Source organism: Cuspidothrix issatschenkoi CHARLIE-1, from assembly GCF_002934005.1.
GTDB lineage: Bacteria > Cyanobacteriota > Cyanobacteriia > Cyanobacteriales > Nostocaceae > Cuspidothrix > Cuspidothrix issatschenkoi.
Window position 1 is genome coordinate 15,314 of record NZ_PGEM01000102.1, and the last position, 23,750, is coordinate 39,063.

Consider the following 23,750-nt stretch of genomic DNA (forward strand, 5'->3'; position numbering starts at 1 on the left):
AAATATCAATCATGCGTAAATGGCGTTTATTTCTCATTACTATCATCAGTTTTATAGCCATCTTAGGAGAAAATTGGCTTAAAAAAATTATCCCTATTTCTCTCTGTATTTTGCTAAATTCCAACTCCGCCGCTTGTTACATCAATTTCAATGATGGTCGAGTTGAAGCTGCCATTGCAAATATTAATTTAACTGATAATAGTAGTAATCAAATTTTGACGTTCAATCAAGATTTACCCACAAAACAAGAGAATGATTTTCAGCATAAATTACCCTCACAAATTGCCGTACCTCCCATTATTAGACCAGCAGAAACTAACTTATATCTCCAAAATGCTTTACCTAAAGATTTCCGCATCAGTAGTCAAATACCTTATAGTTCAGGTAAACAGGAAATTCTTCTAGAATCTCCCTCCACAGGTGCAGAACAGTTATATACTTTTAATGTTCCAGGTTCTAGGAGCTTTCAGCTATTTGAAGTTGAATATAAGAAAGTATCAGCTATTGATTTTAGCAGTTTAACCAACACAGATAGTTTAATCGTTAATCCAGAACAAATAAAATCTGGACTCAATAGATTTAAAATTACCTTTGCTAATAATTCTTTATCTAAAATAACTTTATTAGACGGCACAACAGCCAATTTTTCCCCAGGACAAGCTATAATCAAATCTCCCCAAGGTAAAACAATGGAAACAGTGAAAATTTCCCAAAATGAATTTATTGATCAAAATATACTTTTGAGCCAAGAAAGAAGAAAAAATAACAAAAATCTAGAAAATAATACAACTAATAAAAATGCTAAGTTATTAGCTAAAACTTCAGAATTAGCTTGTCAAGCTGCGGTGAGTTCATCACTTAATGGAATATCAGATAGTCTAGGTTTATGGGGAAACAAATTAACTACAAGTAAATCACTAACTACTAAATCTGTTGGTTGGGCAATATCCTTTGGTTCTGGAGCAATCAAAAGTAATATTAGTACCAAAAACCCGATGTTACAAGAGGTAAATTGTAGACCACCTGTACAGTGTGAAGAACAGAATGTAAGTGGAGGTAGTGAAATTAGAACTGATTTATTTCAAGTTGCTAAAGGTGCAAATAGAAAAGTCAACCTAAAATTTGAATTTTATGTAATTCCCGACAGAATAGAATTATATTTTGATGGTAAAAAAATCTTTGGACTTGGACCTAAATCTGGTCCAGGTAATGAAACTTTTGATTTACCAACTAATGCAGAGTATGTGGGGGTGAAGTTAATCGGTAATGATGATGTAAATACCAGATGGAAGTATACTATATCTTGTTCTGGTGGTTCTTTAGAAATTGCTTCCATTGATAAATGGTGGGCAACAGTGGGTGAACAAGAGTTACCAGTAACATTGACTATTCGAGTACCTAAAAAAGCGAAATATAGTCTAAATATTGATGCTGAGAATTTACCCGACTGGAAACTAACAAACAATGCTCATGTCATAATTGATAACAAATCAAAATTACAATTTAATTCTCACACTAGAGGTAGAGCAAATTTAGGTGAACTTGATGCAGGTGAGCATCAAATCAAGATTAATGCTTTTCGAGTTCCTGATAAAACTATTGTTGAAGAAATTACTTTTGAATTGAGAAGTGAAGATAATTCTGAGAAAGATAAACTCGTAGCTCTTTTTGTAGTTGATTGGCCGGAAACTGGTAATTATCAGGACTTAGTAAATAAATATGCACCAATCCTTTACTTTGATAATGGACAAGGTATTCAAAATAATCCTTTAGGGGCAGAAAGGTATAACATTCCATATAATGTTGAAAAGACAACATGGTTAAACAAACCTAAAGACTATAGACTGGGTGACTCAACTACTGTCATTGATCTTTCTTCCTATGCTATTAGCCCACGTAATAATACTTCAGGAAAGGTTTATGCTGCTGTTGTCAAACATCCTACTAACGGTGAAATAGCTATTAACTATTATTTCCACTACCCACGTAGCAACTGGCAAGAACATGGTGGACAAAATACCCATGAAGGTGATTGGGAAGGTGCAACAGTTTTCTTAGATAAAAATCTAACTCCAAAAAAAATATCCTTTTCCCAGCACGTAGAAATAACAAGCTCAATACCAATATCTGATCTATCTGATGGTGGTCAAACTGTTATGTGGAGTTTTCTGGATAAGAATAAAATGCTGGTAAATGGTAGGCCAAAAATATATGTTGGTCTTGGAGGTCATGCAAGTTATTACAACTCTGGACAGACTGATTGGATCATAAAGTTGGAGTTTCATAGAGGCAATTTAACTCCTGCTTTCGATTCTCAAGGTAAAATTCAGTATTTGCCTAGAATCCATACACAAACTGCTCCAGAGTGGCTAAGATTTCCGGGTTACTGGGGAAACGAAAAGGATCTGCGAGGTCCTGTTTTCCTAGACGTTAATATTGGAAATCTGTACCAAGGTACTGGACGTGGACAACGCTGGTTAGATCCTTGGGAATGGTCGAAAAATTTTGATGTAGTTGAGAAGAAATAGCTTAACTAATAAATATTAACTATGTCCGCTTAAACATCAGGAGCAATCAATAATTATGAAACTCTTACGCAATTCTCTTCTTACTCTATTCGGCTGTATCCTATTCACCAGCACCAGCTTACTACTACCCAACTTAATCCTATCTATATCGCCATCGGTAGCAGCTACTCCCACAACTAAATCAGAAAACATCCATAAGTCACCAATATTTCAACATCACAAACTGTTTCAAGGTGAAAATGTAGGGAATAAACCTGAAGATACTACAAATTTCACTAAATCTAAATCACCGATTGTAGCCACGTTAATACAAAAACAAGGAAACCTCAAATCAGGTGATTCAGTAATCACTGATGATAGCACTTTCTATGACCAATACAAGTTTTCAGGTTCTAAAAATCAATCAATCAAAATTTACTTAGAAAGTCAAGACTTTGATACCTATTTGATGCTCCTTGATGCCCAAGGTAACAAATTAGCTGAAAATGACGACCGGGGAGAAGATAGTTCTAATTCATTTCTTCATGTTACCTTACCCAAACAAAATACTTATCGTGTAGTTGTCAATAGCTACCAACCTCAAAGCCAAGGTAAGTATAATTTGAGGGTAGTTGAAGATAATTTAGAAGAACTTTCTGAAAATGATCTCAAAGATTATTTGATCAGTGCCAATACTAACAAATCTAGCCAATACTCCCAGAAAGAATTTGAAACTTTACTTAAAGCTGATAGACTTTACCAACAGGGAAAAAGAACAGAAGCAGAAAAACTTTATCGTCAAGTCAAAAAACCTTTTGCTAAAGATAGCAAAAATAGCAATTTCCCAGAACCGATAAACGATCCAGAACAATTGTCACCTGCTGGTAAAGTATATTGGCGCGAAGCGCAAGCAGGTTTTCAGGACACGCGACGGTTAGAAAGTAAAATATTTGTACCACTACAATTGTTGAGCGAAAAAAATCCTGAATTTGTACCTGGTCATATCTTACTAGCGCAAGCATTGGAACAATATAATAAGCCAAAAGAAGCACGAGAAGTTTTAGAAAGAGCCTCTAGTTTATTTCCCTATAATCCCGATGTGGCTAAGGCCAGAGTTAAAGCTTTAGAAGCAGATGAACAATGGTTAGAAGCTTCTATAGCTGCTCGTCAGTTTGCTATTGTTAATCCCGATCATTCAGAAAATGCGGAATTTGTAAATATTGCCGACAAAAATTCTGGGCGGTTTCGTGGTAGTTTGAATAATCAAATTCTTACCACAGCAATTTTGGGTGGTCTTGGTGGATTATTGACAGGTGATTTTAAATCTAGTGCTTTTCAAGCTGTAGAACTTGCCCAATTGATGCTGAAAGGTGAGTCAGCAATGGGAGCGCAATTTGCTAATGGATATAAACAGCAATTACCTTTGGTACAAGATGAAATAGTTCAAGGTTATATCAATACCATTGGTCAGGATATTGCTAAGTTGATGGGACGAAGTGAATTTAATTATGAGTTTTATGTCGTCCAAGATGATTCTCTCAATGCTTTTGCTTTACCAGGAGGTAAAGTATTTATCAACACTGGGTCTATTCTTAATACCAAATCTGAAGCAGAATTAGCAGGTTTAATTGGCCATGAAGTTGGCCATGCGGTTCTTTCTCATGGCTATCAACGTATTGCTAATAATAGCTTATTGGCTAATTTAGGAGAAGTTATTCCCTTTGGCAACTTTTTTACTACTTTGGTGAGTAGAGATTATAGTCGTGGTAATGAACGCCAATCTGATATTATTGGTTCTCGCGCCCTAGCTAGTTATGGTTATGCTGCTGATGGTTTACGTGGTTTTATGCAAACTCTACACGAACGCTATGGTTCTAGTGGTCAAAGTTATGCTTCAACTCACCCATCTTCTAAAGAACGGGTTCGCTATTTGGAAGATTTGATTACTAGCAGTGGTTACAATCGTTATGCTTTTGAGGGAGTAGAAAAACACAGTTTGATTCAAAAGCGAGTTAGAGAGTTGATAGGAAAATAGGAGTGTCAGACTCAAAATTAGTTTGTAGGGGTAATTCATGAATTACCCCTAATTTTGGTCTTTTTTTGGGATCTAATACATATTTAGGGAGATATAGCAACCGCCACATCGGTTAGGACAGTAGGGGCGAAGCATTCGGGCAGATAATTTATGTCTCTTACCCTGATATTTTTCGCCCGAATGCTTCGCCCATCCCCTAAATTTATGTCCTAACCTTCCTGGCGACTACTATAATTCTGAATGAATTATCTCCAAAATTTCTGGTGTCAAGCCTCTGGAAACTGCTCTAAGCTGTTACGCAACCAGATCCAATAATCCTAATATAGTCAAGACTTGTTGATAGTATTTATATTATTAAATCAGATCAGGATGATCCCAGCGATCGCCCTCCAAAAAACCATAAATATAGTAGGGTGCGTCAGACTGGATAAATCATGTAAATAAACTTACAGCAGTTTCCGTTATCATGAAGTACAGATATTAATGACAAAACCCTTGTAGCACAGGCTTCCAGCCTGTTCATATTCTACCTCATGACATTGGTAAGTGCTGTATGTTTAATATCTGACGCACCCGACATCAGACTTACTCAAGCGATCGCCCTCCAAAAAACCATAAATAAATATAAACAAATATTTGCAACACGAGTTAATTATTCTTCGTATAAATAATAGTAGAGATTATTCTATACTTAATGATGCTCTTACTAAAATGTCATAAGTATATGGATGATCTAAACCTCCACCTGCAAATTCTCGTCAAGGAAGCTTGCACGCACCCCAAAAATACTCCACAGCACCGTAAAGCAATTAACCACTTGCTGCGATCGCTTCTAAAATCAGGACGTATTTGGAGGCCACTAGCAGGGAATGATGACAATGAGGATATTTATGAAGAAGCATTACAAAAAACTCTGCTTGATTTAGTCAATAAAACATTATGTGAGAAATATGATCCAGATCGGGGATTATTTCTACACTGGTTTAACAGGTGTCTAATGAATAAGTACACAGATGAAATTAGAAAAGTCAAGGGTTATCAAGATCGGATACAGTCTGTCTTACAAAATGATGAAATGTCTATTGATCTGATAGATAACTTAGTTTCTCCCATAGATGCAACTTTACTCACGCAAATTTGGGAATCATTTAAGCAATGGATTATAGAAGATCCTGATAATCTTCTTAAAGATTGTTATATCAGGAATAACCTAAAAGCTAATTGTCAATTATTTGCTGAGTTAAGACTAATCATTGGTAAAGAATGGAAAGAAATAGCTGATGAAGTTGGCTCACCAAGTGGTTCACTCACACCTCATTTTAAAAACAAATGTAAACCATTGCTGCAAAAATGGTTAGCAGAAAATCAAAAATTATTTGGAGAAGAAAATAATGACAGATAAACTAGATAGACTAAATGTATTACAGGATCTAGCCATTCCCTTTCCCATTACTGCATCATTTCGCCACCAAGCTAGGGCTTATGCAGCACAATATTTTATACCAAATATACAACAAAGAATTTATTTGCATACCTTAGCTGTATTTGTTGCTGATGCTTATTTTCAGATACTTGGTTTTGAGACTAATCTGAATCGGCCAGAAAGATGGGATGTAATTAAACGTTTATGGAGTGAAGCTAACGAATTAGAATTATTAGGATTAGGTAATTTAGAATGTTGTGTCATCGCCAGAGAACAAGAAAAAATAATTTTACCATTTGATATTGTTAGTAATAACATCGGCTATTTATTTATAGAAATTGCTGATTCAGAAAAAGAAGCCGTATTGATGGGTTTTTTACCTGCTTTTGATACTAAACATGAAGAATTACAAATAACAGATTTACAATCTGTAGATGATCTAATTGATTCTTTATCTGATAAAAAAACACCTTTACTAGCAGAAACAGCAGAAATTGATGAGATATCCCTAGAATTTACAGAAAAAAAAATTACTTATTTAAGAAATTGGTTGAATAATATTTATGAGGGAGATTGGCAACCTGCAACGCGGGATCTGAGAAATGCTACCTGCAAGAAAAATATCTCCTTAGCAGGACAAATATTTAAAATGCAGCTTTCCATTTCTCAAAATAATCATGATCAATTAATTTTCGTTACAGTGACTATTCAAGGTGAAAATACTTTTTTACCTATGGGTATGCAGGTGAGTGTACCAGACGAATCAGATATTCATACAGAAACAGTGAATGAAACTGGAGATTTGATAAAAATACCCCTAGAATTATCTCCAGACGAAGAATTTTGGGTAGAGTTGCGGATAGGAGAAACCTTTATTAGAGAATATTTTATTGGTTGAAAATGACTGTCTATGACTTGGAAAATCTCCTTTAAAATTGGTGGCAGGGTGCAAATAAATAATTCTGAAGTTTTACCTGTCACTCTTGCTATTTATGATCAACATGGACAAATAGAAGAACTGGTTTCTTTTCTTTCTCCTCTACCAAAATCTTTATCAAACAAGTTTAAAGATTGGCAAGATTATATTGGTTTACAAGGCGATCGCAAAGTTGTCAAAAATCGGGAAAATCGGACTTCTGGGGTAATTAATCTCACAGAATTAGCTAATTCTTTGAAAGCAGAATTAAACAAATGGTTAGGTAGGGATGGTTGGGTTGATGAAAATGGACAACCAGATCCCCGTGTAAGTCTGGTTTTGGAAAAATTTAGGGAGAAAATAACTCAAAAAGATGAAGTTCAAATTATTGTCCAAACAGAAGATAGACAATTACGGGGACTTCCTTGGCAAGAATGGGACACTTTAGCAGGGTATACTAGCAGTGGTGTAGAAGTTGCCATTAGTGCTACTAATTTTAAACGGTTGACACAAAAGCAAACAGCACAATTGAAAGCAACTGCTCGGATATTGGTGGTATTTGGTGATGAAAAACTTGATTTTGCACAAGAAGAGAATTTTATTAAAAGTTTGCGGCAACATGGCGGAGATCCTCAGATCCTCAGACAACCTACACGACAAGAGTTAGAAAGGAATTTACAAGATAGTCAAGGTTGGCACATTTTCTTTTTTGCTGGTCATAGTGAAAGCGATCGCAATGGACGTATTGGACGAATTCAAATTAATCCCGCCGATGGGGAAAAAGGAATTATTGAAATTGCCGAATTGAAAGATTTATTAACAGGTACAATTCAGAAAAAATTACAAATAGCTATCTTTAATTCTTGTGATGGTTTGGGATTAGCAAATCAGTTAACAGAGTTATCTTTGCCTTATTGTATTGTCATGCGGGAAAGGGTTGAATCTGCCCTAGCTAGAGAATTATTAAGGTATTTTTTAGAGGCATTTGTACAAGATCGCTCTTTATTTGCGGCGATGAATTATGCCCGTCAACAGTTACAAAAAAAATTTGAACCTGGTAAAAGTTGGCTACCTGTAATTGTCGCTAACCCCTTAGCTAAAGAAGTAACTTGGAATCGTTTATTTTCTGAAAGAAGGTTATCTTGGCAATGGGAAATGGTTTTAGGATTGATAGCGATCGCTATGCTTGTTTGCCTACCTGTTGGCATATTCACCGAGTTTAATAGACGGGAAACTTTAACACTTTACGCCCAACTTTACCCCCATATTACAGTTTATCCTTCCCTGTTTCTTTGGATGTCTCTATTTGCAGCTTATAGAACGCATTGTATGATTCGGGTACAAACTCGCTCTTTTTTAATTTTAACATTGGTAACAATTTTTATTACTTTAGGGGCGTTGTTTTTCGAGGCTAATGGCGATCGCATGATGTTTTTAGAATTTAATTCCCAAGCGATGACAACAATTAAAGCTGAAAACCTAAAAACACTGTATTTAGATTGGGAAACTTCAGAATCACAGATCAAAAGTATTCCTCAAGATGTTTTTAATATTGATCAAGCTTTTGACAAGCAAGGAAATTTAATTATCAAAAAATCCGCATTAGAACCAGCCATTAAACGACTACAAAAAAGCAATAATAAAACAGGATTTCAAGGACTTTTAAGAATTGCTACCTCCTATCAAGTTTGGCGACAAAATCATCAATATTTTTCCCTAAGTAGATCGTTTTACGTTCTCAACTTTGTCAGTATTGTTGCTTGTGGGGTTCAACTTGTGGCACTGGTTTCAAATATTCTTTTTGCTCCAGATTCGATATTCAATAAAAATAAATACCTCACCTATCTGATTATTTGTGAGTTGGGTATTCTTCTATGGTTGCCTTTTCAAGGCTACAGCATCCAACATACTAAAAGCCTGTTATTTTCCTCTGATTTCCGAGGTACTCTAGCGGGAATTAATGTAATTACTTATGCGATTATTGCCATTTTATTTTTCACCACTATTAGTAGTATATACAAAAGTGCTACCAAAAAATATCAGCCCATTTTATTGTCATTCTTATTAGGTAGTTTAGGTTTTACTGTATTAAGTAGTATTTTTGGTGTTTCTATTATTGATCACTTGTTTGGGATGAATAGTACCAATCCTTTAACTCCTTGGTTTGCAAGTATTGTGTTTTTTGCTCCTTTATTTTGCTTACTGGTGCGTTGGATTGATCTGCGAGTAGGTGATGATTAAATATCAGATCCCCGACTTCTTTTATTTATTGTGTCCACAAATTATAAATTGATATCAGAAGTCGGGGATCTGGGTATGAACAAGTGCTATAGCTGAATACTTACTGATGTGATGATTAAATATGGAAAATCAGCAACTTTATCAAGAACGACAAAGAGTAATTTTGATTGTATTTTTGACATACATTCTACCAGTTTTACTTGTATTTTTAGAAGTAATTCCTTTTTCCTGGCGGTTTTATGTGCTAATTTTCACCGCTATAGTCGTAGTAGCGATCGCCTATTTATACCGATTTTCTCCTGTAGAATTGGGATTTACAAGCAATAACTTAAAAAAATCTTTGACAGCGATCACCTTACCAACATTAATCTTGACTGGGTTAATGTTTATTTATTATTTGACTCATGGATCACGGTTAGATAACTCAGCATATCAATGGCTATTTTACCTTTTCTTTGTGGGTGTATCTTCTCCCATCCAAGAGTTTTTATATCGGGGGTTTTTATTTGCTATTTTTAAGAGAGCCAAATTTGCCCCTTGGGTACAAATTATACTCTCTAGCTTACTTTACAGTTTTGTACATCTGATTTATAAAGATATACCGACGCTGGTATTCACATTAATTATAGGTATGATTTGGGGCTGGAACTACGCAAAGTTTCGTAATTTATATACTATTATTATTAGTCATTCCTTACTGGGAGCGATCGCTATTCTCCTAGGTTTAATATAGGTGAGGATTTACGCAAAACAGAACTAAAGTAAGCGTGCCAAAATTTCCTAAGGACTTTCAACTCTGTTCCCTGCTATTATAAAAATAAGATTTATGAACGTCCTTAGATCACTTTCTCTCAATCACCTGCGAAAATAAATCCAGGATAAAAAATAAAGTAAGGATTCAGGTGAGGTGATAAGATCCCCGACTTCTAAGATAGATTTATCCCTTCGGAATACAATCAATCACAGAAGTCGGGGATCTGGGTAAATATGCCTTATGTGCATTGGAAATTTTGGCGGTTTTGATACCTTTAAGCGATTGTAAAATAGTCGATGTCTCGTCATCGCCAACCAATAACGCCGAAAACAAAAAGGTAGGTAAATTATGGTTCAAGCCTTACCCAAAACCAAGCTAGTAACCTTTGAGGAGTTTGCCCAATGGAAACCAGAAGGGGGACAGTATGAACTGCATGATGGGGTAATTATTGAGATGTCACAGCCTACAGGAGATCATGAAGATGTTGTCGGTTTTTTGGCACTAGAAATATCTGCCGATATCAAGCGATTACATCTTCCCTACTTCATTCCCAAAACTGCACTTGTCAAACCACCTGAAAATGAATCCGGTTATTCACCAGATATATTGGTGGTCAATCGCCCCAATCTTGTGAATGAACCACTGTGGAAAAAGCAATCTACGGTTACTCAGGGTGCGTCAATCCCCTTGGTGATTGAGGTAGTTAGCACAAACTGGCGTGATGACTATTTCACAAAACTAGGTCAATACGAAGCTGTAGGTATTCCAGAATACTGGATAGTAGACTACGCTGCATTGGGAGGTAGGCGTTTTCTTGGCAATCCTAAGCAACCAGCTATCTCGATTTACTCGTTAGTTGAAGGGGAATATCAAGTTAGTCAGTTTAAAGGTGAAGACCGGATAATTTCAGCAACCTTTCCAGAGTTGTCCTTAACTGCTAACCAGATTTTTCAAGCTGGTAGTTAGCAATCAGAGTATTAGTTTTATCAACAAACCAAAAAAAGTAGGAAAAAATAAGTCATCGCTATTCTCGTAGGTTTAGTATAGCTGAGTACTTACGTAAAACATCACAAAAGGGTAATTCATGAATTACCCTACCTAAGAATACAGTAGCGTAAGCATCTTGCTTACATTCATTATATTTTGTATTGTAGCGTAATCGCTTCTTTACAACAGGCTATGCTAAGAGTCTCCTATAGACAGCATTTGCGAACTTACCAAATTTATCAATATTGCCTAAAATAAAAACAACGGCAATGAATAGTAAAAGTTATTAATAATAATTGCTGGAGGAAAAATGAGTTTAGTAATTTCTGAAGAAATTGTGAAAGCAAGTGGTTTATCAGAGGACGAACTTTTACAGCAAATTGTCATTATGTTATTTCAACAAGACAAAATAAGTTTGGGAAAAGCTAGTGAGTTGTTGGCAATAAGTCAACTCAAGTTTCAACGTTTGATAGCTGAACGGGGAATATCCATTCACTATGACGTAGCTGAGTTTCAGGAGGATATTCAGCATCTGCAACAAAAGGGTTGGTTATGATTGTTGTTAGTGATACTTCTCCTTTAAGCAGTCTAGCTATTGTTGGTTGTTTGTCACTTTTGCGAGAAATTTACACTATAGTCGTCATTCCTCAAGCAGTTGCAGAAGAATTAACAAATTCAAGCAATGAAGATAGCCGTATTTCATCTGTACTTTCTCTAGAATGGGTTGAAATTCAACAGACAAGTAATTTAGAATTTGTAGAACTTTTACGAAGTAAACAAAACCTAGATCGTGGTGAAGCAGAAGCTATTACTCTCGCGCTGGAATTGAATGCAAATGAACTATTAATTGATGAACGTTTGGGGAGACGAGAAGCTACTCGTTTGGGATTATCAATTATGGGAGTGCTAGGTATTCTGTTAATTGCTAAATATAGAGGATTAATTCACGCAGTTAAACCGGTGATGAATGATTTAATTTCCCAGGCAAGTTTTCGGGTAAGTAATCAACTTTACCAAGAGGTTTTATGTGCTGCGAATGAGTTAAATGAATAGTTTCTGATATTGAGGTTGTGGTGCGATCGCTCTCCTTAGAGGATGTCTGAGAAGTGTCATATTTGATTGAGATCCCCCCTTACCCCCCTTATTAAGGGAGGAATAAATCCATCAAAGTCCCCCTTTATAAGGGGGATTTAGGGGGATCTACAAGTGTTGGATACCACAGAAAAAAGTTTTCAGACATCCTCTTAGACATCGCTATTCTGGTAGGTTTAGTATAGCTGAGGATTTACACAAAACATAACGACAGTAGGGGTAATTCATGAATTACCCCTACGTATGCAAAATTTGAAACCTTGCGTCTTTGCGCGAAATAGATATCATACCCCAATTCAGCAACGCTCCAAGTTAAATACGCAATAGCTTATGCTGAATCAGTATCTACGCCATATATTGAGTAATTATTTTTCATATATATTTGATAAATTAGTCCGTAATATACACAGTTGTGAGTATTTCTACACAGTTATAAAAATCAGAAATTACGTAGTATGATATGTATTGGTAATAGTTATACCTCATTGCAATATGGCTTTGTTCCATTGTAGTAAGGTTTTACTGACGTGCAATGCCTACGGAAAAAGGAGCGATCGCTCTCCTTATACATCGCTGTTCTTGTGGGTTTGATATAGATGTCAAATATAGAGTTCAAAAAATTTTTTCACTATTTGCAACACAGGATAAACAGGGAGCGTATATAAAGTAAGCCTATTCTGGTAAGTTCTGGTTTGTCTGGTGCAAGGCTCAAAAAATTCTTGCGTTTTTTGCAACATCGGGTGAATCTAGTCCATAGATACAGGTGGCTTTTCTAATCACACCGTTATAGAACAATAATTTACAGGAATTGAACACTTACTCAGGAGGCTACATCTATGAAATATAAAGCCTTACTAAACGTATTCTTAGAATTTTTAAAAGGTAGAAACATATTTAGTTTATATCTGAAAGTGTGGGGTGGATACATAGTTGGTTTTTTTATTTTTATGGCAATTCTTAGTATACCATTACTGATTTTTTCAGGGGGAAGTATACACTTATTTACGCCAGCTTTTTTTCGCAATGGTTTTTCAGGACTGTTAATAATGGCAGCAATTTCATCCTTTTTTTCTGTGCTTGAAGTAAAGCGACTCCGTGCGGGCTGGTTTTGCTATGGACTTCTGTTAGCTGGGTTCATATATTTTTCATTTAATCAGCATCTGCTTGTATTCATTCCTGAGTTGATACGTTCAATCTGGCTTCCTGTATTGATAATCCACCCATTTATGTATTTGTTTGCTGGAGGGAAGTTTGTAGAACGAATTTTGATGACAGAGGAGCAGAGAGGAGAAGCTGAAATATCGGATAAATATTGGTATGAAGCCTTTCAACGTATCGAATTTGACCAATATGAATCCGATTATAGTAAGTTCTCAGTTAATGAAAAAGAGCGATTAAAGGGGGATGGCGTTTATGATGCTAACAGTTACGCTGAAAGAAAACTTGGTCGGAAAAGAAACTGAAAAAATAACATATAAAGTGTGTAGAAATTATCAAAAAATTTTTTCACTATTTGCAACATAGGATAAACAGGAAGCGTATATAAAGTAAGCCTATTTTGCTAAAACTGATAGTTTAATCATCTGCGTTAGTCTTGAAAATTATTGTTTGCTGTTGAGAACATCCATGTTTAAGTTTAAATTGATTCAGAAAACTACTCCTATCATCACAAGCAGTGCTTTTATTAGCTTTATCATAAGAATGATTACTAAATTTATGAATCCCCAACTACAACCAAAAAATACTCAACGTCTATTGCCATTTTTTCTTAGTCTTATAGTTCCTCTGACAACTGCTTGCATAAAGCAGAACCAAGAGCAAAAAGCTGATGCTTCAGATCAAAATCAAGCTCAGGTAAAGTTTTTCTGTGGTACGAGTATATACGAAAATGGTAGCTCTCTACCTGCAACAATTGTGGACAACTCTAAACAAGGTAAACCTTTAACCGTTATCTATTGGAATCCAAATAATAATTATTTTGGTAAAGAATGGTCTCCTCAAAAAAGATGCACAGAAGTTTCTAAACGTTTTCAAACTATTTATGAACGCAATAAATTGAAGTATATGACGGCTGACATTGCTTCCTGGATTTCTGACCGTGAAGTTCAGGTTGTGTGTAGTGTTAAAGATCAAGGAGCAAGGTGTGAAGAAGATGATCTTCTATTTACTCTTGAGACAAAAGACGACCCCAATGAAGTATTAAAAAATATAGTAGCATTTCGGGAAGAACCACTCAATAATAAACCTTTACTGAGAGGAGAAAAAGCCCCTACTTCTTTTCAGGAAGGAAAGCGAGTCTATTACGATTTAGAAAAGGCATTGCAAGAATCATCCGCAAAACAAAAATCAACTTCAAAACCAGCATTTTGATAGCTGTGTTCATAAATATTTAACTAAAAAATCATCCCTGTTTGGCTCAAAAACTATTATTTCTTGTTGAGAACATCCATGTTTAAATTGATTCAGAAAACTATTAGCGTTATCACAACCACTGCCTTTATTGTAACTACGAATTATGTAGCTTTAGCTCAACAGCAAAATACAGATAACACATCATCTCAAACAATACCCAAGCAAGTCATTTCCGTAGATTCTCCAGAGTATACTAATACTATTAACAGAATCCAAAAACTTTTAACTTATCTTCCTAGCACTCTTAACTTAATACCTACTGTTGGGTCACACAACTACAATTCCACTGTTAGCATAGATACTGCTAAAAAAAATCTCCTAGAAGGAGAAAAAACTCTAGAAATGCTGACAAATCTGGAAGTTTCACAGGGAGAATCATTGGTTATAACTGAACAATCCCTTGACTATAGCCGAGACAGCAACAGCAAATGTATTCCAGCCTCTAAAAATGTAGAGAATAAAGCCGCGATATCTTGTAAAGAGTTAGTTTATGCAACTTTGTGTAAATTAGCTTCAGATGCTGGTGAACAGAATAAAACAATTAGTTACTGCGAACAATACTTTAAAAAATTTGATCAAAACCTTTCCAGCTATTCAAAAACTCAAAGAAATTTAGGATTTGCGGTTTCCCTGAGATGTTCATTTGTGTACGATATTAAGTTTATAGATAAAAGCGGTACGTTAAAATATTGTTCTGATAGTATTAAATATTCTTTTACACTAAAGAACGATTTTGATCCTCCAAGTATGAAGTTCAGTTATATTTTAGCTAATGATTATTTAATTGGAGCTAGTTTGGTAATCAATAGTATATACAGAGAACAAGGTAAATATAATGAAGCTATCAATTTTTTGCAGGAGCAATTACAGGTTATTAAAATTGCTGATTCAACTAAAGATGAGATTGATATAGAAGTTGTTTTGCTTCTTAGGTTAGCTCTTTTAGAACTTTTGGGCGATACCTACATGGAAATGGGACTTATTGATAAAGCAATTGAAGCTTACCAAAAAAATAAAAATGAAGGATTGGAACAGCGAGACTCTGTAATTACTGGTAAATATAGTATATACGATACGGAATATACGATTGGTGAAAATAGCGAGAGATTTGTAAGACTACTAACTAGGCTCGGATATGCTTTATTGCGTAAAGGTAATTTTGCAGAAGCCGAAAAAGAATTACTAGCTGCCTTAGAACAGCTAGACAGCGGTGCTGGCTTAGATATACAGGGAAATGATGATGAAAAACTTGCTGTTCAAGATCGTAATAGTTCAGTTTATTCGACACTGCAAAAACTATACATTGAGCAACGTAAATATCCACAAGCTTTAGAATTTGCAGAAAGAGCGCGTTCCTTTGTATTCACAAAGCAGATATCAAGATTTGAACGGGACAAAGGATTTAATGCATTTAACTTTGCTCAAATTCAAGCAGAGGCAAAAGCTCAAAATTCTACTTTTGTCATGTATTCCAAGTTTGAACCTCCGGTTGCCATATTAAATAAGTCTAAACAAGTCAGGGAAGAACTTTTCATTTGGGTAGTTAAACCCAATGGAGAAATACACTTTAATAACGTTGATGTTGCTTCTACATCACTTCATTTAACTTCACAAGCATTTGACAATCAACCTCCAAATAATCAGTTTTGGTTGGGGATAATTACTACTATTATTCTTAGTGGTTTATGTTTTGCCATTTTCAAATCACAAAAGCAACTGAAAGGAAAATATATTACCGTAAGTGTTGTTACTGTTTTATTGCCATTGGCTTTAGTTGGTTGTCAACAGGCTAGTTTAGAAGCTCAGAAACAAAATAATAGCTCTAGTGTTTTAGACTTGGTACGTGGTACTTATACATCTTTAATTAAATCTGATAGTCCTATTAACAATAGTAGTTGCACCTCTCAAAAAGCTTGTCTGGAGCAGTTGTACCAAACTCTGATTCAGCCTATCGAACAATACCTTCCAGACAACCCAGAGGCACACGTTATCTTTTTCCCATATAGAGAGTTGTATACAATTCCTTTTGCTGCGCTCAGGGCAAAAGATGGTAAGTATTTAATAGAAAAGAATACAATTCACATTGCGCCTTCAATTGAAGCACTGAATCTTTTAAAAGTTAGAGCCGAGAAAAATCCTTTCTTACCATCTGAAAATTTGGTAGTAGGCAATCCTGTAATGCCAAAAGTAACCTTGAGCGGTTTATTATCTAAATCCATTACCCCAGAATCTTTACCAGCTACGGCAACGGAAGCACAAGCAATTGCTAATTTCTTCAATACTTCACCCCTGATTGGGGAACAAGCTACTGAATCAACTGTATTAAAGCAACTTGGTAATGCTAAGTATATTCATCTTGCTACTCATGGTTACCTCGATGTTATCATTAAGGATAGCTTTAATCCTACTTCTGTATTAACTTTAACTCCTGCTAAAGACAATGATGGGCTGTTGACAACTGAAGAACTTTATCAAGTTCCCTTAGCTGGTGAGTTAGCAGTGCTTAGTGCTTGTAATACTGGTGCTGGAGAAATTACTTCTGAGGGAGTTCTGGGATTAGCTCGTCCTTTTTTAATTGCAGGAATTCCTAGCGTCGTCGCTTCTCTGTGGTCAGTTCCTGATGCCCCTACAAAAGATTTGATGATTCAGTTTTACGAAAATCTCAAGACTAATCCTGATAAGGCAAGGGCTTTGCGACAAGCCATGATTGCCACCATGAAACAACATCCTGACCCAGTTGCATGGGCTGGATTTTCACTCATTGGTCTTGCACAACAGCCACTATCAACTTTAGCTCCCTCCCAAAAAACGCAAATAGTCGGACAGGTCTCATGTTCCGGGATAATTGGTGATTCTCTCAGTAGTGGAAGACCCATGAAAAAAGCAACACTGGAATCAACTGATCAGGGCTTTAACCTACGTATTATAGAGTTAGGAGCAGAACATTTATTAGAGCTTGATAATAACCTTGTTGTGCAAGCCGCCAGTACAGATGGTGGTGATTGGAATTTAGTTGCTTATAACAGTGCTAAAGAGCCAGTTAAAATTAACCAAGATGGTTCTTTTAATATTTGGATGATGGTGTCTACACGTAGCGTTTGTGGTTTTAGTGGCAAATTAGAATTTCTAGGAGATGCAAAGAGCAAATTATTTAGTAACTAATGCAGTGCTGGATTTGCCTTGGAATAGTATGATTTTTATCGGCAATACCCAGAAGGATGAGTGCTGATGATTGGAACTATTCTCAAAGGCCGATACAGCATAATTAAGCAAATCGGTGGTGGTGGCTTCGGCGAAACCTACATTGCTGAGGATAATGATATTCCCAGCACACCCAAACCTAAATGTGTCGTCAAACGTCTCAAACCCCAAGTTGTCAACTCAGAGGTTATCCGCCTGTTTGAACAAGAAGCTAAGGTCTTGTTGGATCTGGGGAATAATCACGATCGCATACCTAAACTTCACGCTTATTTCGAGTTAGGTAGTCAATTCTTTCTGGTGCAAGACTTGATTGAGGGTCAAGACCTCAGCCATGAACTACTGCCCGGTAAACCTTGGCAAGAAGCCGATGTAATCACACTTGTTATCGAAATTCTCAGCCTCATCTCTCACATCCATCAACACCAACCCCCGACTATCCACCGTGACATCAAGCCTGAGAATATCATTCGTCGAGCTTCTGATGGCAAACTCGTTTTAATTGATTTTGGGGCTGTTAAACAAATCACAACTTTACAAATTAACGCTCAGGGACAAACAATTTCTACCGTCTGTATTGGGACTCCTGGCTATATGCCGAACGAACAGGCTTCTGGTAGACCCCGTCTGTCCAGCGATGTTTATGCGGTGGGTATGATTGCTCTTCAAGCACTGACTGGTATTTTTCCCCATCAATTCCCCGAAGACCCGGATACAGGAGAAGTTCTCTGGCAAGGCTTTGTTAATCTCAGTCCAGATTTTGCTGCTGTTTTGAATAAAATGGTGCGCTACCATGTCTCAGAACGCTATTCCTCTGCGGTTGAAGCACTGCAAGCACTTTCTTCTCTCAACCAGACAACTGTACACCTTTCACAACAGGTTACACCTATACAAAATACACAAGTAAATTTTTCACAACAGGTTATTATTGAGCAAAATAAAACTTTACATCTTTCACAACCAGTTGTTACTAAGCAAAAGACCTTTCCTTTAAGAATAATTACTGTTGTATTTGCTGTGATCACTATGAGTGTTGTTGTCTGTGCTGGTCTATTTCTTCCAGGTTTTGTTTTCGATCACCCCAAAGGCGAAGAACACACACCCTCCAAACAAGAACCTGCATATTAAACATCTTAAGTAGGGTTTGCTGAAAAAGTCTTTTCGTGAGGGCTAGGAGTCACCGAGTCACCGAGTCACCGAGGAAGAATTAGGAGGAGATAAGAATAGTCTCGAATCTGAGAAAGTGATAGGTTTTTAATGGTTTCAATGCTTATTCCTTGCACCTAATTCACTTTTTTAAGCCTGAAACTCTTAATATATCTAGGTTTTTGGTTTATTCAGCAAACCCTATACAAGTATTCAGATATAGCAATCGTTCATACCCAGATCCCCGACTTCTTTTATTGATTAAGCTGTTACGCAGCTAGATCCAATAATCCTAATATTGTTATTTCTTGTAGTGCGGGCATCTTGCCCGCAAGAATTATACAAATTAAATAGACATCTCCGAAAAAGAATAAAATTATGGTATAACAGGATAAAATCGTGGATCTACCCTGAGATTATGAGCAACATAGTAGGGTATATTCATAACAATCCTGAAGAATCACAACGGTTATTAGGACTGCATTATGAACAGCTAAAGCAACTTATAGAGAAAGCAATAGAGCCACATAATAATAAAAAAGAATTGGCAGAATCTAAAAAAGTCAGACTCATTCTGGGAGGAGGTGGACGTAAGCAAAAATTAACCCCAGAGTTGCAAATAATTTTAACATTAACATATTTACGTCATTTGACAACATTTCAGTTACTGGGCATTCAATTTGGCGTAAGTGAGACAACGGCAAATGATACGTTTAACTATTGGTTTCCACTCCTGGGAGAATTATTACCACCAAGTTTAATATCACAGGTAAAAAAAACTCCAACGACCACGAAATTGTTAAAGAACTGTTAACGGAGTTTGAGTTAATCGTGGATAGCTATGAACAGCCTATAGAAAGACCTTCAGAGCATGAGACACAAAAAAAGTATTACTCAGGTAAAAAGAAAACTCATACTAGAAAAAACCAGCTAATTGTCCTACCAAATGGTAAAGATATTGTAGATGTAAAGGCTGGTAAACCAGGTCCCAAAAGTGATATCAGCTTATTTCGTGAAACCTGCCAGGAATTTGAGACCAAACAAAGGTTTAATGGGGATAAAGCTTATGAACCAGAAGAGTCAATTAAAACCCCTCAGAAAAAACCGAAAAAACAAGAATTAACACCTGAACAAAAGTCCAGAAATAAAGAACTAGCATCCGAAAGGATTTTTGTTGAACATTTAATTCGTTTAGTCAAGATATTTAGAGTTGCCCAAGAAAGATTTAGATTAAATGCCCAGAAATATGAACAAATAATCATGACTATTTGTGGGCTTGTAAGATTACGTATTGGTACTTTTATTTTGTAGCTATAGAAAATTGCAAGTTTCCTGGATAAAATCTGCTCTCAGAGGTGTTATTTTTTGGCTAATTCTCAATAGCAGGCATTTTCAGCACTGATTCTAGCGTATAATCTGAGTATCTTTGCACTTAACCTTCATTTCCTCAAAAGCAGTCATGGTGAAGGTTAGATAGTTTTCGGAGATGTCTAATGTTTCAAAATGTTCGCCATATTTTGTTATTAATAAAAAGTTCAAACCTTTATCACATCTGGATGTTCAAAATTAGAAAATTATTTTTGTGATTCCCAGTTTAATGGAAGAGGGTTATCGGATTTGATTTTGGCAATATACATAGGGTGCGTTACGCTTTCGCTAACACACCCTACAATACTACAATCCTACTAAACTTCTGCGTAGGATGCAATACAATCGAGGTTAGGTAAAACCCCCCCTACAGCTTTTGCAATTTAATTGCTGCCTATCATTCAAGTGCATACCGTTATATAAAGATATTATAAAGACCATAGGCATTTATCAGTTATTTGTTAAGTTTTTCAAATTCAGTTGAATTAAGTAGCCATCAGTGCAATAATGACACTGTTACTGAGAACACATAACTAGCCTCAAAAACTCATACACAATTAATTCTTTCTTAAAATTCATGAGCAAGAATTCATTTGTATGGAAATAATTTTCTAGTGCCTATAGATAAATAGCAAATTGAGCATTTGCTGATTTCTCTATTACCCAATTGAATTCAATCTAAATTACCAGGATAGCATTATGCCCAGCAAACTAAATCTCGACGGTGAAACCCTCAAAAAAGATTCAAAAGGACCAAAAGTTAAACAACTACAAGAAATCCTAGAAGCACTAGGAATAGATGTAGGGACACCAGATGGTATTTTTGGCGATGGTACTGCTAATGCCGTGAAAAAGTTTCAAAGTCAAAAGGGTTTGGGAGCAGATGGCGTAGTCGGACCAGGAACTCAGGCAGCTTTAAATAATGCTCTGGGACAAGCAACAAGCAGTGCACCATTATCTACAAGTTCCGGTGGTTCTGCAAAAGGTTTTGGTGGTGTAACCGGCAAACTTCCACTTCCAGCAATTCCTCTCATCAAAGAATTTGAAGGTTGCTATTTAGACGCTTATCCAGATCCCCAAAGTGGTAATTTACCTATCACCATTGGTTTCGGTTGTACTAAAAAAAGAGATGGTAGCAACTGGAAACTAGGCGATAGAATCACCAAACAAGAAGCAGAAGATTTATTAATGACTCAGCTAGAGAATCATTATCTGCCTCTCATGAGAAAAATTCCTTGTTGGGGCAGGTTAAACGCCAACCAACAAGGGGCTATATTAAGCTTTGCTTATAACTTAGGTCCCTATTTCTATGGTTCTTCTGGTTTTGAATCTATGACCAGAGTTTTAAAAGAGGAAAGTTGGGGTGAAATTGAAGCAACTTTCTTGAAATACAGAAGTCCTGGTACTAGCGTGGAAGCAGGATTAAAACGCAGAAGACAAGCAGAAGCTAAACTATTTTTAACTCCTGTTTAGTATAAAATTCAATTGCCTCAATTGCTGCAGAGACGTTCCGCCGGAACGTCTTTACAAGGGTTTAGATATCATCAAAAATCATTTTCATACATCAAATCAGCAACACCAGCCGTTTAGAGTATAGATGCAATTATTTACTATGAGGACGTTGAATAATTATTTCCACGACCCGTCTTTTTGCTTGGGGGTCAATTCCCACTAACCGCACATATTCACCATTGTATTCAGCTAAACAAGATTCTAAGGTAGAAATAGCATCGGATTCACTATTAATATTTAGATTACCACAACTTTGCCAAGAACCTGTACGGAAACGTCTTTCATCAACGTGTTCAACCCCAATTTTACAACCTTGAGATAAAATTTGTCTCACTTGTGCTTGGGTTTCTAAACTTAACTCAGTAGGTTGATTAATTGTAGGTTGACTAACTGGAACTTCCGCAACAGGTGAAGTTATTTGAGAACCTTTTCCACGATTTAAACGATTATATTCATCAACTAAATGAGAAGTTTCTACCCGTTTTTGTTCACCAACCATAAATTTACCAGACTCAATTAAATGAGATAAAGTGAAATCTGGTTTGGTAAATACTGGGGGTCCTTCTAAACTATTAACAACTCGCAAAGAAACATTCTCAAAACCAATTTGATGGATAAAATTGCGGATTTGTTCATCATAAATGCGCGAACGTAAAGCACTAAAAAAGTCAATTGATTGCTGGGGAAAAGTATCAACTAATTGTTCAATTTCCCGTTGTGAAATTCCATCTTCAGCAAAAATTCCCCCTACAATTCCTACCTTATCATCCCGGTTTGGTTCCCAGTAAAATTTCTCCATTCTCCCATCACGAATTAATGGTGCATAGAGAGTAGAAAAATCATTTCCGGTGACAATAATCGGGACACGACATAAAGGATTGGAATCATAACTTCCCGGTAACTGCACATCTGTGGGATTATCAGCAATATTCATCAATGTAGCATTTACCAACTGGGTATTTACTGTATATTGAGTTCCTTCGTCAAAACGTCCCGCACCTGCATCCAAATCATTAATCATCAGTACGCACATTTTCCCCCGCACTTTGATTAATTCTGCGGTTTCCCGATAACGCAGACGTATCAACCGCGCTGGATCTCCCGCGTCTGGACTTTCTAATTCTCCTCCAGATATTAAAGTGACTTCAATACCCATTTTTTCAAAGACTAACTCGCATTGAAAGGATTTTCCCTCTCCTTTGCGGCCATGAATACCTAGAATTAGGGGAACGCGAATCCCAGGAATGTTTAAAAAGTTTTTGGTGATATGAACAGCAAGTTTATCAAGAAAGCTAGGAGCAATATAATAACTCATAGAATTATCCCTGGTGATGATTTATTAAAATTATCATAGATTTTTTTGGTAACAATAGTCAATTAAATGCTAAGTTATACTAGGAATATCCTTATAATTATTGCTATGAAGGATTCATTAATTACCATTACCAAGTTACTAGATGCTGATTTAGAAGCATTGAGAAAAGTTAGTCGAGAAATTTGGTTTACCCATTATCCGACAATTCTTAGCCATGAACAAATCGAATATATGCTAGATAAAATGTATGGAATAGGAGTAATTGAAAATGAAATTTATAACCAAGGGATATTTTATGATCAAGTCTTATATAATTCTAAATTAGTTGGTTATGTATCCTATGGGTCAGAAATAATGGATAACATTAGTTATTTAAAATTATATAAATGTTATTTATTGCCCTCATTACATGGTTTTGGATATGGTCAAAAGATGTTATTTCATATTTACCAAAAAGCGCAAGCAATGAAATTAGAAAAAATAATTCTCAATGTCAATAAAAGAAATCAAAAAGGTATTAAAGCTTATTCTCGATTTGGTTTTGAGATTATTGATAGTCAGGTGAAAGATTTTGGCAATGGCTTTGTGCTGGATGATTATATCATGGGTTACGAGGTTTAATTATTGAGTAGTTTATTGAGTAGGGTGTGTTAGCGACAGCGTAACGCACCAAAAGCTTTTGGAATAATTTGCAATTATGAAGATGCACATAATCAGACCTCCCTGTAGTCCCCCTTAGTAAGCTACGGTGTACAGTCTAATCAAGTTGCCATCTAGGGTTTTAATGCCCCCTAACCCCCAATTCTGGGGGAATAAGAATTTCAAAGTCCCCCAAACTTGGGGG

Annotated in this window: 18 protein-coding genes; 17 read left to right on the top strand and 1 reads right to left on the bottom strand. The window is 36.0% G+C overall.

Features of this window, described 5'->3' with window-relative positions:
* Nucleotides 1–11 precede the first annotated feature (11 nt).
* The 16 genes from CUN59_RS14130 to CUN59_RS14200 all read left to right on the top strand — a co-directional run bounded on the left by CUN59_RS14130 (nucleotide 12) and on the right by CUN59_RS14200 (nucleotide 21,552).
* Nucleotides 12–2,528, top strand: a complete 2,517-nt coding sequence (locus CUN59_RS14130; RefSeq protein WP_104388441.1) for a hypothetical protein — start codon at nucleotides 12–14, stop codon at nucleotides 2,526–2,528.
* Between the two features lie 55 nt (nucleotides 2,529–2,583).
* Nucleotides 2,584–4,542: a M48 family metalloprotease gene (locus tag CUN59_RS14135; RefSeq protein ID WP_104388442.1), complete on the top strand. Its 1,959-nt coding sequence runs from the start codon at nucleotides 2,584–2,586 to the stop codon at nucleotides 4,540–4,542.
* 724 nt (nucleotides 4,543–5,266) lie between these two features.
* Nucleotides 5,267–5,944: a sigma-70 RNA polymerase sigma factor region 4 domain-containing protein gene (locus CUN59_RS14140; protein WP_104388443.1), complete on the top strand. Its 678-nt coding sequence runs from the start codon at nucleotides 5,267–5,269 to the stop codon at nucleotides 5,942–5,944.
* Complete coding sequence (locus CUN59_RS14145; RefSeq protein WP_104388444.1) at nucleotides 5,934–6,863, top strand: DUF1822 family protein; 930 nt, start codon at nucleotides 5,934–5,936, stop codon at nucleotides 6,861–6,863. Before CUN59_RS14140 ends, CUN59_RS14145 begins: the two co-directional genes overlap by 11 nt.
* Nucleotides 6,864–6,875: 12 nt before the next feature.
* Nucleotides 6,876–9,122, top strand: a complete 2,247-nt coding sequence (locus CUN59_RS14150; protein WP_104388445.1) for a CHAT domain-containing protein — start codon at nucleotides 6,876–6,878, stop codon at nucleotides 9,120–9,122.
* 121 nt (nucleotides 9,123–9,243) lie between these two features.
* A complete protein-coding gene (locus CUN59_RS14155) occupies nucleotides 9,244–9,855 on the top strand; it encodes a CPBP family intramembrane glutamic endopeptidase (protein ID WP_104388446.1) in 612 nt (203 codons plus the stop codon).
* Nucleotides 9,856–10,224: 369 nt separating this feature from the next.
* Nucleotides 10,225–10,842, top strand: coding sequence for a Uma2 family endonuclease (locus CUN59_RS14160; RefSeq protein WP_104388447.1), 618 nt, complete (start codon nucleotides 10,225–10,227; stop codon nucleotides 10,840–10,842).
* 331 nt (nucleotides 10,843–11,173) lie between these two features.
* A complete protein-coding gene (locus tag CUN59_RS14165) occupies nucleotides 11,174–11,419 on the top strand; it encodes a UPF0175 family protein (RefSeq protein ID WP_104388448.1) in 246 nt (81 codons plus the stop codon).
* The gene (locus CUN59_RS14170; protein WP_104388449.1) at nucleotides 11,416–11,916 is read left to right on the top strand and encodes a PIN domain-containing protein; all 501 of its coding nucleotides are present in this window, start codon (nucleotides 11,416–11,418) and stop codon (nucleotides 11,914–11,916) included. The genes CUN59_RS14165 and CUN59_RS14170 overlap by 4 nt, the downstream gene beginning before the upstream one ends.
* 875 nt (nucleotides 11,917–12,791) lie before the next feature.
* On the top strand, nucleotides 12,792–13,418 hold the full coding sequence (locus tag CUN59_RS14175; protein WP_104388450.1) for a hypothetical protein: 627 nt from the start codon (nucleotides 12,792–12,794) through the stop codon (nucleotides 13,416–13,418).
* 163 nt (nucleotides 13,419–13,581) lie between these two features.
* On the top strand, nucleotides 13,582–14,325 hold the full coding sequence (locus CUN59_RS14180; RefSeq protein ID WP_104388451.1) for a COP23 domain-containing protein: 744 nt from the start codon (nucleotides 13,582–13,584) through the stop codon (nucleotides 14,323–14,325).
* A gap of 78 nt (nucleotides 14,326–14,403) precedes the next feature.
* On the top strand, nucleotides 14,404–17,529 hold the full coding sequence (locus CUN59_RS14185; protein ID WP_104388452.1) for a CHAT domain-containing protein: 3,126 nt from the start codon (nucleotides 14,404–14,406) through the stop codon (nucleotides 17,527–17,529).
* Between the two features lie 66 nt (nucleotides 17,530–17,595).
* Nucleotides 17,596–18,693: a serine/threonine-protein kinase gene (locus CUN59_RS14190; protein WP_104388453.1), complete on the top strand. Its 1,098-nt coding sequence runs from the start codon at nucleotides 17,596–17,598 to the stop codon at nucleotides 18,691–18,693.
* A gap of 436 nt (nucleotides 18,694–19,129) precedes the next feature.
* Nucleotides 19,130–19,525 (top strand): helix-turn-helix domain-containing protein, encoded by a 396-nt coding sequence (locus tag CUN59_RS22080; RefSeq protein WP_243406946.1) that lies wholly within the window; start codon nucleotides 19,130–19,132, stop codon nucleotides 19,523–19,525.
* Nucleotides 19,526–19,542: 17 nt separating this feature from the next.
* A complete protein-coding gene (locus CUN59_RS22085; RefSeq protein ID WP_243406947.1) occupies nucleotides 19,543–20,022 on the top strand; it encodes an HARBI1 family protein in 480 nt (159 codons plus the stop codon).
* 756 nt (nucleotides 20,023–20,778) lie between these two features.
* Nucleotides 20,779–21,552: a glycoside hydrolase family protein gene (locus CUN59_RS14200; RefSeq protein WP_104388454.1), complete on the top strand. Its 774-nt coding sequence runs from the start codon at nucleotides 20,779–20,781 to the stop codon at nucleotides 21,550–21,552.
* A 130-nt stretch (nucleotides 21,553–21,682) separates the two neighbouring features.
* Here the strand turns inward: CUN59_RS14200 and CUN59_RS14205 are convergent, their stop codons facing one another.
* Entirely contained in the window at nucleotides 21,683–22,906 is a 1,224-nt protein-coding gene (locus tag CUN59_RS14205) for a RuBisCO small subunit-like domain-containing protein (protein WP_104388455.1), read from the bottom strand.
* Between the two features lie 105 nt (nucleotides 22,907–23,011).
* Between CUN59_RS14205 and CUN59_RS14210 the strand changes: the two genes are divergently transcribed.
* Nucleotides 23,012–23,527, top strand: coding sequence for a GNAT family N-acetyltransferase (locus CUN59_RS14210; RefSeq protein ID WP_104388456.1), 516 nt, complete (start codon nucleotides 23,012–23,014; stop codon nucleotides 23,525–23,527).
* Nucleotides 23,528–23,750: the final 223 nt, after the last annotated feature.

Excerpts from the sequence above, each read along its gene's own strand:
- CUN59_RS14200 (WP_104388454.1), top strand. The coding sequence starts at position 20,779 with ATGCCCAGCAAACTAAATCTCGACGGTGAAACCCTCAAAAAAGATTCA.
- CUN59_RS14150 (WP_104388445.1), top strand. The coding sequence starts at position 6,876 with ATGACTTGGAAAATCTCCTTTAAAATTGGTGGCAGGGTGCAAATAAAT.
- CUN59_RS14210 (WP_104388456.1), top strand. The coding sequence starts at position 23,012 with ATGAAGGATTCATTAATTACCATTACCAAGTTACTAGATGCTGATTTA.
- CUN59_RS14145 (WP_104388444.1), top strand. The coding sequence starts at position 5,934 with ATGACAGATAAACTAGATAGACTAAATGTATTACAGGATCTAGCCATT.
- CUN59_RS14165 (WP_104388448.1), top strand. The coding sequence starts at position 11,174 with ATGAGTTTAGTAATTTCTGAAGAAATTGTGAAAGCAAGTGGTTTATCA.
- CUN59_RS14180 (WP_104388451.1), top strand. The coding sequence starts at position 13,582 with ATGTTTAAGTTTAAATTGATTCAGAAAACTACTCCTATCATCACAAGC.
- CUN59_RS14175 (WP_104388450.1), top strand. The coding sequence starts at position 12,792 with ATGAAATATAAAGCCTTACTAAACGTATTCTTAGAATTTTTAAAAGGT.
- CUN59_RS14190 (WP_104388453.1), top strand. The coding sequence starts at position 17,596 with ATGATTGGAACTATTCTCAAAGGCCGATACAGCATAATTAAGCAAATC.
- CUN59_RS14160 (WP_104388447.1), top strand. The coding sequence starts at position 10,225 with ATGGTTCAAGCCTTACCCAAAACCAAGCTAGTAACCTTTGAGGAGTTT.
- CUN59_RS22080 (WP_243406946.1), top strand. The coding sequence starts at position 19,130 with ATGAGCAACATAGTAGGGTATATTCATAACAATCCTGAAGAATCACAA.
- CUN59_RS14130 (WP_104388441.1), top strand. The coding sequence starts at position 12 with ATGCGTAAATGGCGTTTATTTCTCATTACTATCATCAGTTTTATAGCC.
- CUN59_RS14155 (WP_104388446.1), top strand. The coding sequence starts at position 9,244 with ATGGAAAATCAGCAACTTTATCAAGAACGACAAAGAGTAATTTTGATT.
- CUN59_RS14140 (WP_104388443.1), top strand. The coding sequence starts at position 5,267 with ATGGATGATCTAAACCTCCACCTGCAAATTCTCGTCAAGGAAGCTTGC.
- CUN59_RS14170 (WP_104388449.1), top strand. The coding sequence starts at position 11,416 with ATGATTGTTGTTAGTGATACTTCTCCTTTAAGCAGTCTAGCTATTGTT.
- CUN59_RS14185 (WP_104388452.1), top strand. The coding sequence starts at position 14,404 with ATGTTTAAATTGATTCAGAAAACTATTAGCGTTATCACAACCACTGCC.
- CUN59_RS14205 (WP_104388455.1), bottom strand. The coding sequence starts at position 22,906 with ATGAGTTATTATATTGCTCCTAGCTTTCTTGATAAACTTGCTGTTCAT.
- CUN59_RS14135 (WP_104388442.1), top strand. The coding sequence starts at position 2,584 with ATGAAACTCTTACGCAATTCTCTTCTTACTCTATTCGGCTGTATCCTA.